The organism is Xanthomonas dyei (assembly GCF_002939865.1).
Lineage (GTDB): Bacteria > Pseudomonadota > Gammaproteobacteria > Xanthomonadales > Xanthomonadaceae > Xanthomonas > Xanthomonas dyei.
The window spans coordinates 19,881-34,627 of sequence record NZ_MDEE01000004.1 but is presented as its reverse complement, the minus strand read 5'-3'; the positions used below and the strand labels follow the sequence as shown (position 1 = coordinate 34,627).

At 64.4% G+C, this 14,747-nt stretch carries 11 protein-coding genes and 1 pseudogene; 9 read left to right on the top strand and 3 right to left on the bottom strand.

Annotated features, from left to right (window positions below):
* The first annotated feature begins 89 nt into the window (after positions 1-89).
* Positions 90-527, top strand: a complete 438-nt coding sequence (locus XdyCFBP7245_RS04765; protein WP_104614628.1) for a hypothetical protein — start codon at positions 90-92, stop codon at positions 525-527.
* 338 nt (positions 528-865) lie between these two features.
* Here XdyCFBP7245_RS04765 and XdyCFBP7245_RS04760 read toward each other — a convergent pair whose 3' ends face one another.
* Genes XdyCFBP7245_RS04760 through XdyCFBP7245_RS04750 form a run of 3 tightly spaced genes read right to left on the bottom strand, consistent with a single transcriptional unit; the run spans position 866 to position 4,668 of the window.
* Positions 866-2,515, bottom strand: coding sequence for a pseudouridine synthase (locus tag XdyCFBP7245_RS04760; RefSeq protein WP_104614627.1), 1,650 nt, complete (start codon positions 2,513-2,515; stop codon positions 866-868).
* Positions 2,508-3,749, bottom strand: coding sequence for an SMC-Scp complex subunit ScpB (gene scpB / locus XdyCFBP7245_RS04755; RefSeq protein WP_244907765.1), 1,242 nt, complete (start codon positions 3,747-3,749; stop codon positions 2,508-2,510). Before scpB ends, XdyCFBP7245_RS04760 begins: the two co-directional genes overlap by 8 nt.
* Positions 3,750-3,762: 13 nt before the next feature.
* Positions 3,763-4,668 (bottom strand): segregation and condensation protein A, encoded by a 906-nt coding sequence (locus XdyCFBP7245_RS04750; RefSeq protein WP_104614626.1) that lies wholly within the window; start codon positions 4,666-4,668, stop codon positions 3,763-3,765.
* 367 nt (positions 4,669-5,035) lie between these two features.
* Here XdyCFBP7245_RS04750 and XdyCFBP7245_RS04745 point away from each other — a divergent pair, with 367 nt between their 5' ends.
* The 8 genes and pseudogenes from XdyCFBP7245_RS04745 to XdyCFBP7245_RS04710 all read left to right on the top strand — a co-directional run bounded on the left by XdyCFBP7245_RS04745 (position 5,036) and on the right by XdyCFBP7245_RS04710 (position 14,746).
* A complete protein-coding gene (locus tag XdyCFBP7245_RS04745) occupies positions 5,036-5,335 on the top strand; it encodes a YciI family protein (protein ID WP_104614725.1) in 300 nt (99 codons plus the stop codon).
* A pseudogene (locus XdyCFBP7245_RS04740) lies at positions 5,332-5,589 on the top strand (BolA family protein); the annotation flags it as partial. The gene XdyCFBP7245_RS04745 and the pseudogene XdyCFBP7245_RS04740, both read left to right, overlap by 4 nt.
* A 248-nt stretch (positions 5,590-5,837) precedes the next feature.
* A complete protein-coding gene (locus tag XdyCFBP7245_RS04735; RefSeq protein ID WP_104614625.1) occupies positions 5,838-6,860 on the top strand; it encodes a LacI family DNA-binding transcriptional regulator in 1,023 nt (340 codons plus the stop codon).
* 103 nt (positions 6,861-6,963) lie between these two features.
* Positions 6,964-9,942: a TonB-dependent receptor gene (locus tag XdyCFBP7245_RS04730; RefSeq protein ID WP_104614624.1), complete on the top strand. Its 2,979-nt coding sequence runs from the start codon at positions 6,964-6,966 to the stop codon at positions 9,940-9,942.
* Between the two features lie 102 nt (positions 9,943-10,044).
* Positions 10,045-11,664 carry a glucoamylase family protein gene (locus XdyCFBP7245_RS04725; RefSeq protein WP_104614623.1) on the top strand — a complete coding sequence of 540 codons (1,620 nt, stop codon included), beginning with the start codon at positions 10,045-10,047 and terminating at the stop codon, positions 11,662-11,664.
* 3 nt (positions 11,665-11,667) lie between these two features.
* A complete protein-coding gene (locus XdyCFBP7245_RS04720) occupies positions 11,668-13,032 on the top strand; it encodes a sugar ABC transporter substrate-binding protein (protein WP_104614622.1) in 1,365 nt (454 codons plus the stop codon).
* A complete protein-coding gene (locus tag XdyCFBP7245_RS04715; protein ID WP_104614621.1) occupies positions 13,029-13,913 on the top strand; it encodes a carbohydrate ABC transporter permease in 885 nt (294 codons plus the stop codon). The genes XdyCFBP7245_RS04720 and XdyCFBP7245_RS04715 overlap by 4 nt, the downstream gene beginning before the upstream one ends.
* Positions 13,910-14,746 carry a carbohydrate ABC transporter permease gene (locus XdyCFBP7245_RS04710; protein WP_005992271.1) on the top strand — a complete coding sequence of 279 codons (837 nt, stop codon included), beginning with the start codon at positions 13,910-13,912 and terminating at the stop codon, positions 14,744-14,746. The genes XdyCFBP7245_RS04715 and XdyCFBP7245_RS04710 overlap by 4 nt, the downstream gene beginning before the upstream one ends.
* The last annotated feature ends 1 nt before the right edge of the window (position 14,747 follow it).

The window sequence follows — 14,747 nt, the reverse complement described above, 5'->3', positions numbered from 1 at the left end:
ACGCGCGTTGGAGAGGTGCGTTGACCTTGTCGCGGCTGCTACGCCGGCGCTGCTAGTCTCGCGCCACGTCCACCACCGGCAACGCACACATGATCAAGTCACTGTCTCTTTTTGCCCTGCTCGGCGCGGCAACGCTGGCTCCGCAGGCGCAGGCCGCCGGCAATATCGATTGCCAGTTGAAGTTCAACCTGTCGGGCTGGTCGGTGTTCTACAAGACTGCCAGCGGCACCGGCACTATCACCTGCGATAACGGGGCGGTCATTCCGGTCAAGATTTCCAGCAAGGGCGGCGGTTTGACCGTTGGCAAGTCCAAGATCACCGGTGGTCGCGGTTCGTTCACCGGCGCCTACAGCCTCAACGATCTGTTCGGCACCTACGCCGCGGCCGAAGCGCATGCGGGTGTGGTCAAGTCCAGCACCGCACAGGTGGTCACCAAGGGCGATATCTCGCTGGCCCTGGCGGGCACGGGCGAGGGCATCGATCTGGGCATCAACGTCGGTAACTTCGTCATCGAGCGCCGTAAGTAAGCGCAGCCCAGAGATCGCTGCGCTCAGCGTCATGTGGGTGCAGCAGCTGAGCAGTGTCGGCAGTGTTGTGCGGGGCTTCGCGCCATCGAGACCCGTTTGACCGTTGCTCGCGATGCGCCGTCGGCCAGCCCATGCGGTCGTGCATCGTGCCAGTGCCGCATGGCGTCTGGATGCCGCTTCCTGGATGCGAAGCGCTTTGGGCGCTTGATCGCCGCTGGGTAGTGCGAGGTCGTCGTCGCTTGCACTACAGCTGCAATCGATCGTGATGCTCGGAGCAATCTGTTGTACAAACAAAAACGGCCCTTTGCAGGGCCGTTTTTTATTGCGCGTGCCGCATCTTAGCGACCGCGATTACCGCCACCGGGCGGGCGACGATTGCCGCCGCCCGGCGGGCGCCCACCGGGACCGCCGGCACCGCGCGGTGCGCCACCCGGACCACCGGGACCGCGATTGCCGCCCGGACCACGGTTACCACCGGGGCCGCCTGCGCGTGCGCCGGTCGGGCGACCTGCCGGACGCGCCGTGCCATAGGGGCTGAAGCCCGGGTTGGCGTGATCGGACGGGAAGCTCGGTGCATTGCCCGGATGTCCATACGGGTGCTTGCGCTGGCCTTGTCCCTGACCTTGCGACTGGCCCTGTCCGCCACCGGCACCGTCACGCCCTGGCCCGCGAGCACCGGGACGTGCATTGCCTGGGCCTGGGCCGCCGGCGCCTGGACGCACACCACCCGGACCTTTCTTGGCATAAGGACGCGCCTGACCGGTGCCTGGACCGCTGGGGCCGGCATTGCGGTGACCGCTCGGGCCGGTGCTCACGCCATCGGGCACGTACCAGCTGCGGAACGCGGCCGGGTTGCCATCGGGCAACGAGCGGTCGCCCTTGGCCGGGCCACGCTGTTTGAACGGGCGTTGCTGCGATTGCTTGGCCGCCGCTTCGCCGCTGACGGTGAGGCCGCCCTTGAAGCCGCCCGGCTTGCCGCGACCGCGGCCGCCGCGATCGTCACGCGGGTTGTCGAAGCGACGCAGCTCGCGGCCTTCATCGGCGCCGGAAGTCTGCCCATTGACGTAGGCATTGCTGCGACCATCGCGCGAGACATGCACGGTGGACTTGGCAGCACGCCGCTGGCCGATCACCGGTTGCAGGGTCAGTGCAGAAGGCGCGCCTTCTTCCAGCTTGAGCTCGGCGCGCAGGGTGTCGACCTTTTCCTGTGCCACTTCCACCGACTGCCCACGCAGCAGTTCGCGCGGCAGCGAGATCTTGCCGTAGCGGCTGCGCTTGAGGCGACTGACCTGGCAGCCCTGCGATTCCCACAGACGGCGCACTTCACGGTTGCGGCCTTCCTTGACCACCACGCGGAACCAGTCGTGCGAATCGGTGCCGCCGATGCGCTCGATCTCGTCGAACTTGGCGCCGCCGTCTTCCAGCAGCACACCGCGCGACAGCCGTTCGATGATGGCGTCGGACACGTTTTCTTCGCCTTCCGGGGCGCGCACGCGCACCACGTATTCGCGTTCGACCTCGTAAGAGGGGTGCATCATCGCGTTGGCCAGCTCACCGTCGGTGGTCAGCAGCAGCAGGCCGGTGGTGTTGATGTCCAGGCGGCCGATGGCGATCCAGCGCGAGCCCTTCAATGCCGGCAGCGACTCGAACACGGTCGGGCGGCCTTCGGGATCTTCGCGCGTGGTCACTTCGCCTTCGGGCTTGTTGTAGATCAGCACGCGCGAGGGCTCGGTCAGCGCGCTGGCCACGAAACTGCGGCCGTCCAGCTCGATCTTGTCGCCGCTGCGCACCGACATACCGGTCTGCGCGACGGCGCCATTGACCTTGATCAGGCCATCGGCAATGCGCTGCTCGAGCGCGCGGCGCGAGCCCAGACCGGCCTGGGCCAGCACCTTGTGCAGGCGCTCTTCCAGCTTCGGCACTTCGGGCGCGCTGTCGCGCTTGAGGGAAAGCTTGTTCAACGACAGCTTGCGGGGGGTGTCACTCATGTGTCTGGCTCCGGCCGACGCGTTGCGGGTCGGCCTCTGGGTCGGAATCGGCTTCGTCAACAGCCACGGTCGTCGTCGCGACGGCGTTGTCTTCGTCTTCGTTCACTGCATCCGCGCGCGTGCCCGGCGCGGTGTCGGGGTCGCCCTCGCGGGCGCTGTCTGGGTCTTGCATGTGGTGCATGTGTTGCGCCGAGGAATCCTCGGGGTGCTGCGGTGTGTCGGCGCTCGGCGCGTCGGCGGTGTCGTCTGCCGTGCCGACGTCGGCTGCTTCTGTATCGGCGTCGTCGGCGTCGGCGCTGGATGCCTGGTCGTCGTCGGTGCTGTCGCTGCCGACATCGCCATCAACATCGGTGCCGGCATCGATGTCGTTATCTATTTCAAATAAACGATGCGAATCCGCTGCAACATCCGAGTCGCTTTCGCTTTTGCTGTCGCTTTTGCTGTCGGTCGGCGCACTAACGCTTGCTTCAACGGCGGTTTCGGCATCTGCATCGGACGCAGCGGCAAGCGCCGTCTCCGTCTCCGTCTCCGACGCATCCGATGCATGCTCAGCGGCATCGGCATCGGCATCGGCATCGGCGTTGCCACCATCCGCGTCGGACGCCCCTGCATCGGCCTGGTCTTGCGCCGCATCCATCGCTGCCGAGGCCGGCACCACGCCATCCAGCTGACCATCGCGGTCCAGCGGCAGCTGCGGCTCCAGTTCGGCAATGTCCTTCAACTCAGACAATGGCGGCAGCTCGTCCAATCGCTTGAGCCCGAAGTAATCCAGAAAGCCTTTGGTGGTGCCGAACAGGGCGGGCTTGCCGGGTACGTCGCGGTGGCCGACAACGCGGATCCACTCGCGTTCTTCCAGGGCCTGGATGATATTGCTGCTGACCGCCACCCCGCGCACCTGTTCGATCTCGCCACGCGTGATCGGCTGGCGGTAGGCGATCAACGCCAGGGTCTCCAGGGTGGCGCGGGTGTACTTGGTGCGGCGCTCGGTCCATAGACGGGCGACCCAGCCGTGCACATCGGCCTTGACCTGGAAACGGAAGCCCGAGGCTACCTCGACCAGCTCCACGCCGCGCTCGGCGCAGCCCTCGCGCAGCAGTTCCAGCGCGCGTTCGACGCTGCCGGGCGGTGCCGGCTCTTCTTCCGGAAACAGGCCCTGCAGCTGCGCCAGCGTCAGCGGCTGGCTGCTTGCCAACAGGGCGGCTTCGATAATGCGGGTGATCAGCGCTTGATCCATTCGGTGATCGGCTTCAGATAGGTTCGTTGGCAGCGTCGCTGTCATCGAATTCGCTGGAGAATTGCAACGGCGCATTGGTGTTGCCCAACGCCAGCGACTTCACGTAGATCGGCGCCAGCGGCGCCTCCTGCACGATGTCCAGCAACTGCTCCTTGGCCAATTCGAGCAGCGCCAGGAAGGTGACCAGCACGCCGAGCTTGCCTTCTTCGGCAGTGAACAGCGATTCGAAGCGGTAGAACTTGCCGTCGTCCAGGCGGCTCAGCACATCGCCCATGCGCTGGCGCACACTCAGCGCCTCGCGCTTGATCGCGTGGCCGGTGAACAGCTCGGCGCGCTTGAGCACGTCGTACAGCGCCATCAGCATTTCTTTCAGCTCCACCGGCGGCGGCAGCTTGACCGCTGCACGCTCGGGCAGATGCGCCTGCACCGGCGCGCTGTCGCGGCCCATGCGGGGCAGGGTGTCCAGGTCTTCGGCGGCCTGCTTGAAACGCTCGTATTCCTGCAGACGGCGCACCAGCTCTGCGCGCGGGTCGTCCTCTTCGCCTTCCTGGCTGGGTGGGCGCGGCAGCAGCATGCGCGATTTGATCTCGGCCAGGATCGCAGCCATCACCAGATATTCGGCCGCCAGTTCGAAGCGCAGCTCCTGCATCACGTTGATGTAGTCCACGTACTGCCGGGTGATCTCGGCGACTGGGATATCCAGGATGTCCAGGTTCTGACGGCGGATCAGGTACAGCAATAAATCGAGCGGACCTTCGAACGCGTCCAGAATCACTTCCAGCGCATCCGGCGGGATATACAGATCCTGCGGGATCTGCAGCACCGGTTGCCCATGCACCACCGCCAGCGGCATTTCCTGCTGCTGTGGGTGAGCGCTTGCGGCTGGCGGAGTCGCGACGTGCGCGAGTTCGGAATTCATCAGGTGGACATCGGGTCTTACGGTCGCCGGCCGCGGTCTGAGCCGCGCCTGCAGGGCTTTGCCTTGAGTTATTGCGATCAATGTCGTGCCTGCTTCGGCACGCTCCCACAAATCCACAAACGCCGGTCCGCGTACCATCGGGCGCCGCGTGGCAGGCGGCGACGGAACAGCGAGGAGGTCGTCTACGCGAACCGGCGGTGGGCAGCGAATCGGTCGTCGAATGAGGCGTGGTGCCTGGGCCGACGGGCCGCTGCGTCCGGTTGCGTCTGCAGTAAGCCTTAAGGGTAATGCGTGCGCGGGGGCGGTGTCCAGCGCTGACGCGGCTAGAATCCCTGCGGTGATCTTCAAGTCCTGGGTGAGGTGGCATGTGTGGTACGTAATCGAAGGGTATGACCGGGCCGATGCACTGGCCGCTCGGCAGCAGGCGCGGCCGGCGCATCTGGCGCGTTTGCAGGCGCTGGCCGCTGCGGGACGGTTGCTGGTGGCAGGCCCGTGCCCGGCCATCGATGCGGAAGATCCGGGTCTGGCCGGTTTCAGCGGCAGCGTGGTGATTGCCGAGTTCGACGCACTGGAAGACGCACGCGCCTGGGCCGATGCCGATCCCTATGTGGCTGCGGGCGTCTACGTGCGCACCGAGGTCCGGCCGTTCCGCCGGGTGCTGCCATGAGCCGGGTCGAGCGGATTCGCCAGGCGCTGCAATCGGCGTTGTCACCCACCGAGCTGGAGGTGGTGGACGACAGCCATCGGCATGCCGGCCACGCCGGTGCCCGCGATGGCCGCGGACATTTCAATGTGCGGGTGGTCAGCGCGGTCTTCGTCGGCAAACCGCCGCTGGCCCGTCACCGTGCGGTCTACGCTGCGGTGGGAGAGATGATGCAGACCGACATCCATGCCTTGTCGATCGAAGCGATCGCGCCCGGGTGCGCTCCTACGTGGTGGGTCCAACACAGCAGCCCGAACCACTCAACCGTGATCACCGCCACCTCTCGGTTGTGGACACGTGGGCGCAGGTTTGTTGCGCTGCAGCACATCCATTCACGTACTCATCACCTGCAGATGCTTGATCTGTAAGCGTTTTCATAGGCGTGAAGATAGGGGTTTACGCCCGCTTATGAAAACGCTTACAGTCCGCGCCAGTTTTGGGAAGCCGGTCGCGGAGGGCGACACGAATGGCCAAGGGTGCGGTCACCATCAAAGATGTCGCTCGGGAAGCACAGGTCTCTGTCGCTACCGTGTCGCGTGCGCTCAACGGGCACGACAACGTTGCCGGGCCGGTGCGCCGGCAGGTCATGGAAGTGGCCGAGCGGCTGCGTTATAGCCCGCATGCAGCAGCCCGCAGCCTGAGTAGCCGGCGGTCCCAGACCCTGGGCGTGGTGCTGCCCGACCTGTATGGCGAATTCTTTTCCGAGTTGATCCGCGGCATCGATGGCGCGGCGCGCGCTGCCGGCCAGCACTTGCTGGTGTCCAGCTATCACGGCGACCCGGAAGCCCAGGGCAGAGCGCTGCGGTCGATGCGTGGACGCGTCGATGGCTTGCTGGTGCTCTCTCCCTACGCCGAGCAGCCGGGCTTTCTCACCGATAACCTGCCGCCGTCGCTGCCGACGGTGCTGATCAATGCGCATCTGCCCGGCGCCGGTTATCCGGTGCTGAGCATCGATGACCATGCCGGCGCCATGGCCATGACCGAGCATCTGCTGCGCGCCGGCCATCGGCGTATCGCCTTCATCGGCGGGCCGGCGCTCAATTTCGATGCGCGCGAACGCCTGCGCGGTTTCCGCGACGCGATTGCCGGGTTCGGCGACCAGGCGCAGGGAATGGAATATGCCGGCGACTTTGATGAAGCCTCCGGCCATCGCGCCGGGCTGGCGATGCTGGCCGCCGGCACCTTGCCTGATGCGGTGTTTGCCGCCAACGACATGACCGCGCTCGGCTGCCTGTACGCGTTTGCGCAGGCCGATGTGTCGGTACCCGGCGATGTGGCGCTGGCCGGGTTCGACGACATCCCGCTGGCACGCTTCGTCCATCCGGCGCTGACCACGATGCGGGTCAGCATCGCGCGCCTGGGCGAGCAGGCGATGACCCGATTGATGCGGCTGGTGGAACTGCCCGGCCATGACGACGGTATCCGCCAACTGCTCACGCCCGAGCTGGTGATCCGTACTTCCTGCGGTGCCGGCGAGCCCGGCCCCTGACTTTCGCGGACGTTCTGTCCGCTCCCGCTGCTCCCCCGCAGCGGTCGTTCCTGCTGGTTTGCAACGCCACAACAACAATCTGTACCGATCCCTGGAGGGACCAATGCGCCACCACCACCCCCATTCCGCCCGCCCGGCGCGCAAGCTGCTCAGCTGTGCCCTGGCCAGCTGCCTGCTCCTGGGCGCCGCGCCTGTATTTGCGCAGAGCACTGCCGCGACCATCCGCGGCCAGGTCAGCGTGGACTCCGCACCTGCGGCGCAGGCCCAGGTGACCGCGACCAATCTTGCGACCGGCCTGACCCGCACCGTGCAGGTCAGCAATGGCAGTTATTCGGTCGGTGGTCTGCCGCCGGGCTCGTACCGCATCGACGTCACCGCCAACGGCCAGACCAGCACGCAGAATGTGACCGTGCAGGTCGGCCAGACGGCCACCTTGAACCTGGGCGTCGGCGGCGAGCAGGCCACGGCCGAAGGTGGTAACGCCACCACGCTGGACGCGGTGCAGGTCAAGGCACCGCCGGTACTGGTGGAGACGCGCACCTCCGAAAACGCCACGTATATCTCCAACGTGCAGATCCAGAACCTGCCACGTGCCACGCGCAACTTCCTGGAACTGGCCGACACCGTGCCGAACGTGCAGTTCACCCGCGACGCCAACGGCACTACCAAGGTGCGCACCGGCGCCACCTCGGCCGAAGGCACCAACGTTTACATCGACGGTGTGAGCCAGAAGAACTACGTGCTGACCGGTGGCGTCAGCGGCCAGGATTCCAGTCGAGGCAATCCGTTCCCGCAGTCGGCGATCGGCGAGTACAAGGTCATCACCTCCAACTACAAGGCGGAGTTCGACCAGGTCAGCGGTGCGGCCATCGTGGCCTCGTCCAAGTCCGGCACCAACGATTTCCACGGCAGCTTCTTCTGGGACACCAGCAATGACGGCTGGCGCGAGGAGAGCCCGCTGGAGAAGAAGGCCGGCGTGCGCGACGACTTCGAAGAAACCCAGTACGGCGCCACCTTCAGCGGCCCGATCCTCAAGGACAAGGCGCATTTCTTCATCGCCTATGAAGCCAAGGAATACACCACCCCCAACGTGGTGATTCCCGGCTCGATCTATTCCGACCGCATCGACCAACTGCCCGCGCAGTTGCAGCCGTTGGTGGCCACCTACAGCACCCCGTTCAAGGAAGACCTGTACTTCGGCAAGATCGACTGGACCATCGGCGACAACAACCTGTTCGAGCTGACCGGCAAGTACCGCAAGGAAGACGAGCTCAACGACGTTGGCGGCACCTCGACCCTCGAGCACGGCAGCGTCAACGGTCAGGAAGAAAAGCGCGCCAACCTGCGCTGGCAATACAGCGGTGCCAACTTCCTCAACGAAGCCAATCTGAGCTACGAGAGCGCGTTCTGGAACCAGGCGCCGCGCAACAATGGCAGCGGCTACGTGCTGAGTTATGCGCCGGTACGCGGTATCGAGGACGAAGTGCTGTCCGCCGGTGCCGGTGGCAGCTTTCAGCGCAAGGGCCAGAAGGGCTGGACCTTCCAGGACGATCTGACCTTGAACAGCCTGGAATGGCACGGCGCACACACCGTCAAGATGGGCGTGAAGTTCAAGAGCATCGATCTGGATTCGACCCAGTTCAACCCGGCCAATCCGCAGTACTACTACAACATCCTCAGCGATGTCGAAACGCCTTACCGTGTGCGCTTCGGCGCGCCGTTGACCGAAGGTGGCGGCTCGGTGGTGTCCACGAACAAGCAGTACGGCATCTATCTGCAGGACGACTGGGAGGTCAACGAGCACTGGACCCTCAACCTGGGCGTGCGCTACGACTACGAAGAAACCCCGGCGTTCCTGGACTTCGTCACCCCGTCCGATGTGGCCGGTGCGTTGCAGAACTGGCCAAACCTGCGCAACGCCAACTACAACATCAACAACTTCATCAGCACCGGCAACAACCGCAAGGCATTCAAGAATGCCTGGCAGCCGCGTCTGGGTGCCTCCTACGACCTGTTCGGCGACCAGGCCCACGTGATCTACGGCGGTGCCGGCCGTGCCTACGACCGCAACATCTTCGATTACCTGGCACTGGAGCAGCTCAACAACTCCTTCAACTCCTATAGCTACTACTTCACCAGCGCCAACAACGGTGCCTGCCTGGGCGACCCATGCACGGCGTGGAATCCGGCGTACAACAATCAGGAAGGCTTGAACACACTCACGGCCAACAGCACTGGCGGTGGCGGACGTGAGGTCTACCTGATCGATAACAACCTCAAGACCCCGTACTCCGACCAATTCAGCATCGGCATGCGCAACATGGTGCCGTTGTGGGGCCAGGACTGGTTCACCGATGTGACCCTGAGCCGTATCGAGAGCCATGACGGCTTCGCCTTCGTGCGCGGCAATCGCTTGCCGGACGGTTCATTCTTCCAGCCGGGCACCACCTCCGGTGCGCCGACCGATGGCCCGAACGGCTATAGCGCCATCGTGCTTGGCACCAACGGCGTGGAGACCCGCAACAACCAGCTCGCGTTGCAGATCGAAAAGCCCTTCGATGAAGAATCCGGTTGGGGCCTGACCGTGGCCTACACCTATTCCGATGCCAAGGAAAACCGCCAGTTCGGCGAGCACTACGCGCTGGATCGCGAGCGCATCGAAGACTATGGCTGGCGTGAAGCCGGCGGCATCGCCAAGAACCGCCTGGTGGTCACCGGCATCTACGAGCTGCCCTACGAGGTCAAGCTGTCCGGCAAGCTGTCGCTGGCCAGCCAGACTGCGCGCTACGGCCAGAATTGCCTTGCCGGCAACGACCAGTGCGACATCATCCAGTTCAAGCCGGATGGCACGTTGGGCTACAAGGAGTTCAGCATTGCCGCCAACAAAGAATGGGATACCGGTGCAGGTGTCAAATTCAACGTGCGTGCGGATATCCTCAACGTGTTCAATTGGGTGAACTACGCCGACTTCAACGGCGACACCGGGACACTGGACGACTTGAACACGGCTTACGGCACACCGACCGGTGTGCTGGCGTCGCCGATGCGTACCTTCCGCCTGGCCTTCGGCCTAAACTGGTGAGGTACTCGACCGCCCTGGCATGAGGTCAGGGCGGTCGAACTCGGCGCTTGGATAGGGTAGGTTGGCGTGCGAGATGTAATCGATTACACAAGTGGGGGGCGGATGGACAGGGGCAACACGTCGCGTTGGTTGACGATTCCACTCTTGCTGGGCGCGCTGGTGCTGGCGTCCTGCAAACAGGCCGAGGAGCCCAAGGTGGCCGAAAAGAAGGCACCAGTGAAAGTGATCCTGATCGAGGCGCAGTTGCCGCCCAAGCCGGTCAAGCCACCGTTGCCGCCGCTGTTTTCGGACATCGAACGCCGCACCTTCCAGTTTTTCTGGGACACCACCAACGAGCTCAATGGATTGGCGCCGGACCGGTTTCCGTCGCGCCCGTTCGCCAGCATCGCCTCGGTGGGGTTTGCATTGACCGCATATCCGATCGGCATCGAAAACGGCTGGGTCAGCCGCAATCAGGCGATCGATCGCACCCTGACCACACTGAAATTCTTCCGCGATGCGCCGATGGGGCCGCAGCGGACCGGTAGGGCCGGCTACAAGGGCTTCTACTATCACTTTCTGGATATGCAGCAGGGCAACCGTTACGACAGCTGGGTCGAGCTGTCGAGCGTGGATACCGCGCTGCTGATGATGGGCGTGTTGTTCACCCAGTCGTATTACGACGGCGACGACCCGCGCGAGAAAGAAATCCGCCAGATCGCCGACACGCTGTACAAGCGCGTGGACTGGCGCTGGCTGCAGCAGCGTGCGCCGCTGATCTCGATGGGCTGGTTCCCGGAGAGCGGCTTCATCGACCACGACTGGATGGGCTACAACGAGGCGATGATGCTGTACATCCTCGCGCTCGGCTCGCCCACCCACGGCGTCGACCCGGAGGCGTGGACCAGCTGGACGCGCACCTACAACAACGACTGGGGCGTCTACCAGGGCCAGGAATATCTGTCCTTCGGCCCGCTGTTCGGCCACCAATACAGCCATGTCTGGATCGACTTCCGCGATATCCAGGACCAGTACATGCGCGAACGCGGCATCGACTACTTCCTCAATAGCCGCCGCGCCACCCTGGCGCAGCGCGACTACGCCATCGACAACCCGATGAAGTGGAAGGACTACGGCGAAAACGTCTGGGGCCTGACCGCCGGCGACGGCCCGCAGAACACCAGCCAGGAATACCGGGGCGAGCAGCGCCAGTTCCGCCACTACTCTTCGCGCGGCGCCGGCCTGCGCGAGAACTTCGACGACGGCACCATCGCACCGACCGCGGCCATCTCCTCGATCGTGTTCGCCCCGGAAGTGGTGATCCCGGCCACCGAAGAGATGCACAAGCGCTACGGCGACTTCCTGTATTCCAGCTATGGCTTTCTGGATTCGTTCAACCCCAGCTTCAACTACGACATCCCGCTCAAGACCGGGCGCATGGTGCCGGACCGTGGCTGGGTGGCCAGCGATTACATCGCCATCGATCAGGGCCCGATCCTGGCGATGATCGCCAACTACCAGAACGAATTCGTCTGGACGGTGATGAAAAAGAACGCCTATATCCGCGCCGGTCTGGAGCGCGCCGGGTTCACCGGTGGCTGGCTCACGCCTGAGGGTGAGCCGCAGCCGCTGCCGCAGAAGGACGAGCAAAAGGCCGCCGCACGTGCGCTGGGCATGGCCGAATCGCGTGCCGCCGCCGCCCAGGCCCAGCAAGACCCCTCGCAACGCCAAAAACCCGAGTAATCCGTGCGCCTTTTGAAACTGTTGATGTTGGCCGCCGCCCTGTGTGCAGGTGCGGCGGGATGTAACCGCTCCGATCCCGCCAAGACCACCGTGCGCTTCTGGGCCATGGGCAAGGAGGCCGAAGTGGTGGCCGAACTGGTGGCCGACTTCGAGAAGCAGAACCCGGACATCCAGGTCGATGTGCAGAACATCCCGATGACCGCAGCGCACGAAAAACTGCTCACCGCCTTCGCAGCCGACGGTTTGCCGGACGTGTGCCAGCTGGGCAACACCTGGCTGCCGGAATTCGCCCTGCTGGACACGCTGGAGCCGATGCAGCCCTACGTGGCGCGATCGACCATCGTGGACCCGGCGGACTACTTCCCCGGCGTGTGGGACACCAACGTGGTCGATGGCACGCTGTACGGGGTGCCGTGGTATGTGGACACGCGGCTGCTGTTCTACCGCAAGGATCTGTTGCGCGAGGCCGGTTACAGCGAAATGCCCAAGACCTGGGCCGAGATGGAACAGGTAATGGCTGCGATCAAGCGCAAGGTCGGCCCCGACCGTTACGCCATCCTGATGCCGCTCAACGAGTTCGAGCAGCAGCTCTCGTTCGCGCTGCAGCAGGACGACCGCCTGCTGCGCGACCACGATAACTACGGCAACTTCCGCGGCGAAGGGTTCCGCAAGGCGCTGGCGTTCTACGACGGCATGTACCAGAAGGGCTGGGCGCCGAAGGTGTCCGAAACTCAGGTCTCCAACGTCTGGTACGAGTTCTTCAACGGCTACTACGCGTTCTATCTGTCCGGGCCCTGGAACGTGCGCGAGTTCAAGCTGCGCCAGCCGCCGGGCATGGAAGGCAAGTGGGGTACCGCAGCGTTACCCGGCCCGAATGGCTTGGGCGCCGGTATTGCCGGCGGTTCCAGCCTGGTGATCTTCAAATCGTCGCAGCACAAGGACGCGGCCTGGAAGCTGATCGAATATCTGTCCCAGCCCACGGTGCAGGCGCGCTTCCACGCCATCATCGGCGACCTGCCGCCGCGGCGCAGTACCTGGAAGCTGCCGTCGCTGGCCAACGACGAACTGGCGCATGCCTTCGGCGACCAGCTGGAACGGGTCAAGGCCACGCCCAAGGTGCTGGAATGGGAGCGCATCGTGCAGGAAATGCGCCTGGTCACCGAGCGCGTGGTGCGTGGCGGTCAATCGCACGAAGCCGCCGTGCAGGAACTGGATAAACGCGTGGACGACATCCTGGCCAAGCGCCGCTGGATCTTTGAACAGGAAGGCGGGCATGTTGGGCCGGCTGGCACGTCGGGCGCGCCTGCCACCGGGCCCACGCCGGACGCAGCAGCGGCTGCAGGCAGCGGCAAGGGAGCGGCACGATGATGAAGCGCAATTCCGTTGCCGGCTGGGTGTTCGCCGCGCCGTCGATCATGGTGCTGGGCATGTTCTTCGGCGTGCCGGTGTTCGCCGCGCTGGTGCTCAGCGTCACCGACTTCGACCTGTACGCGTTGGCCGACAGCAGCCACCTGCGCTTCGTCGGCCTGGGCAATTACATTGAGCTGCTGCAGACGCCGCTGTTCTGGAAGTCGTTGTGGAACACGACCTACTTCGTGCTGCTGGGCGTGCCGATGTCGATCGGCGTGTCGCTCGGCGCAGCGTTGCTGCTCAACGCCAAGGCCTCGCGTTTGAAGGCGGTGTTCCGCACCGCACTGTTCGCCCCGGTGGTGACTACGCTGGTGGCGGTGGCGGTGATCTGGCGCTACCTGTTCCATATCAAATATGGCCTGGTCAACTTCGGGCTGAGCCATCTGGGCATCGCCCCGATCGACTGGCTGGGCGATCCGCGTTGGGCGATGCCCACCATCATGCTGTTCGCGGTATGGAAGAACTTCGGCTACAACATGGTGATCTTCCTGGCCGGCTTGCAGGCGATTCCGCAGGACCTCTACGAGGCCGCGCGCATCGATGGCGCCTCGCGCTGGAAGCAGTTTCTGCACATCACCTTGCCGATGCTCGGCCCGGTGCTGATGGTGGTCGGGGTGATCACCATTTCCGGCTACTTCCAGCTGTTTGCCGAACCGTACGTGATGACCCGCGGCGACCCACTGCAGAGCACCGTCAGCGTGCTGTATTTCATGTTCGAAGAAGGCTTCAAATGGTGGAACCTCGGCCGCGCGTCGGCAGTGGCGTTCCTGTTGTTCCTGATCATCCTGGCGGTGACCACCGTGATGCTGCGCTTCGGCCGCAAGAGGGACCTGATATGAGTCGTGATGTCGGCGAGTCGCGCTGGAACGCCGTCCTGATCAATGGCGGCTTGCTGGTGCTGGCCTTGATCAGCCTTGCGCCGTTGCTGTGGATGCTGTCGGTGTCGTTCATGCCCACCGGCGAGGCCAGCCGGTTCCCACCGCCGATGCTGCCATCGGCGTTCACCCTGGCCAACTACCACGAGCTGTTCGCGCGCACCGGCATGGCGCGTAACTTCGCCAACAGCTTGCTGGTGTCCGGGCTGATCACGCTGGGCTCGCTGCTGATCAACACCATGGCCGGCTATGCCTTCGCCAAGCTGCAGTTCGTCGGCCGCGAGCGCATCTTCAAGATCCTGATGGCCGCGCTGGTGATTCCCGCGCAGGTGGCGATGCTGCCGCTGTTTCTGCTGATGAAGCAGCTGCATCTGGTCAACAACATCGGCGGGGTGGTGGTGCCAGCGCTGGCGACGGTGTTCGGCATTTTTCTGGTGCGCCAGTACGCGCGCAGCATTCCCGATGAGTTGATCGAAGCCGCGCGCATCGATGGCGCCAGCGAGATGCGGATCTTCTTCCAGATCGTGCTGCCGATGCTCAAGCCGGTGCTGGTCACCTTGACCATCTTCACCTTCATGGGCTCATGGAACGACTTCATGTGGCCGCTGATCGTGCTCACCGACCAGGAGCAATACACCTTGCCGGTGGCGCTGGCGGCGCTGTCGCGCGAGCACATCATGGACGTGGAACTGATGATGGCCGGCGCGGTGGTGACGGTGATTCCGGTGCTGCTATTGTTCCTGGCGCTGCAGCGTTACTACATTCAAGGTCTTCTGCTGGGGAGTGTGAAGGGGTGAA

Bases quoted from the DNA above. Each gene is read 5' to 3' on its own strand.
- XdyCFBP7245_RS04765 (WP_104614628.1), top strand. From the start codon at position 90: ATGATCAAGTCACTGTCTCTTTTTGCCCTGCTCGGCGCGGCAACGCTG.
- XdyCFBP7245_RS04760 (WP_104614627.1), bottom strand. From the start codon at position 2,515: ATGAGTGACACCCCCCGCAAGCTGTCGTTGAACAAGCTTTCCCTCAAG.
- scpB (WP_244907765.1), bottom strand. From the start codon at position 3,749: ATGGATCAAGCGCTGATCACCCGCATTATCGAAGCCGCCCTGTTGGCA.
- XdyCFBP7245_RS04750 (WP_104614626.1), bottom strand. From the start codon at position 4,668: ATGAATTCCGAACTCGCGCACGTCGCGACTCCGCCAGCCGCAAGCGCT.
- XdyCFBP7245_RS04735 (WP_104614625.1), top strand. From the start codon at position 5,838: ATGGCCAAGGGTGCGGTCACCATCAAAGATGTCGCTCGGGAAGCACAG.
- XdyCFBP7245_RS04730 (WP_104614624.1), top strand. From the start codon at position 6,964: ATGCGCCACCACCACCCCCATTCCGCCCGCCCGGCGCGCAAGCTGCTC.
- XdyCFBP7245_RS04725 (WP_104614623.1), top strand. From the start codon at position 10,045: ATGGACAGGGGCAACACGTCGCGTTGGTTGACGATTCCACTCTTGCTG.
- XdyCFBP7245_RS04715 (WP_104614621.1), top strand. From the start codon at position 13,029: ATGATGAAGCGCAATTCCGTTGCCGGCTGGGTGTTCGCCGCGCCGTCG.
- XdyCFBP7245_RS04710 (WP_005992271.1), top strand. From the start codon at position 13,910: ATGAGTCGTGATGTCGGCGAGTCGCGCTGGAACGCCGTCCTGATCAAT.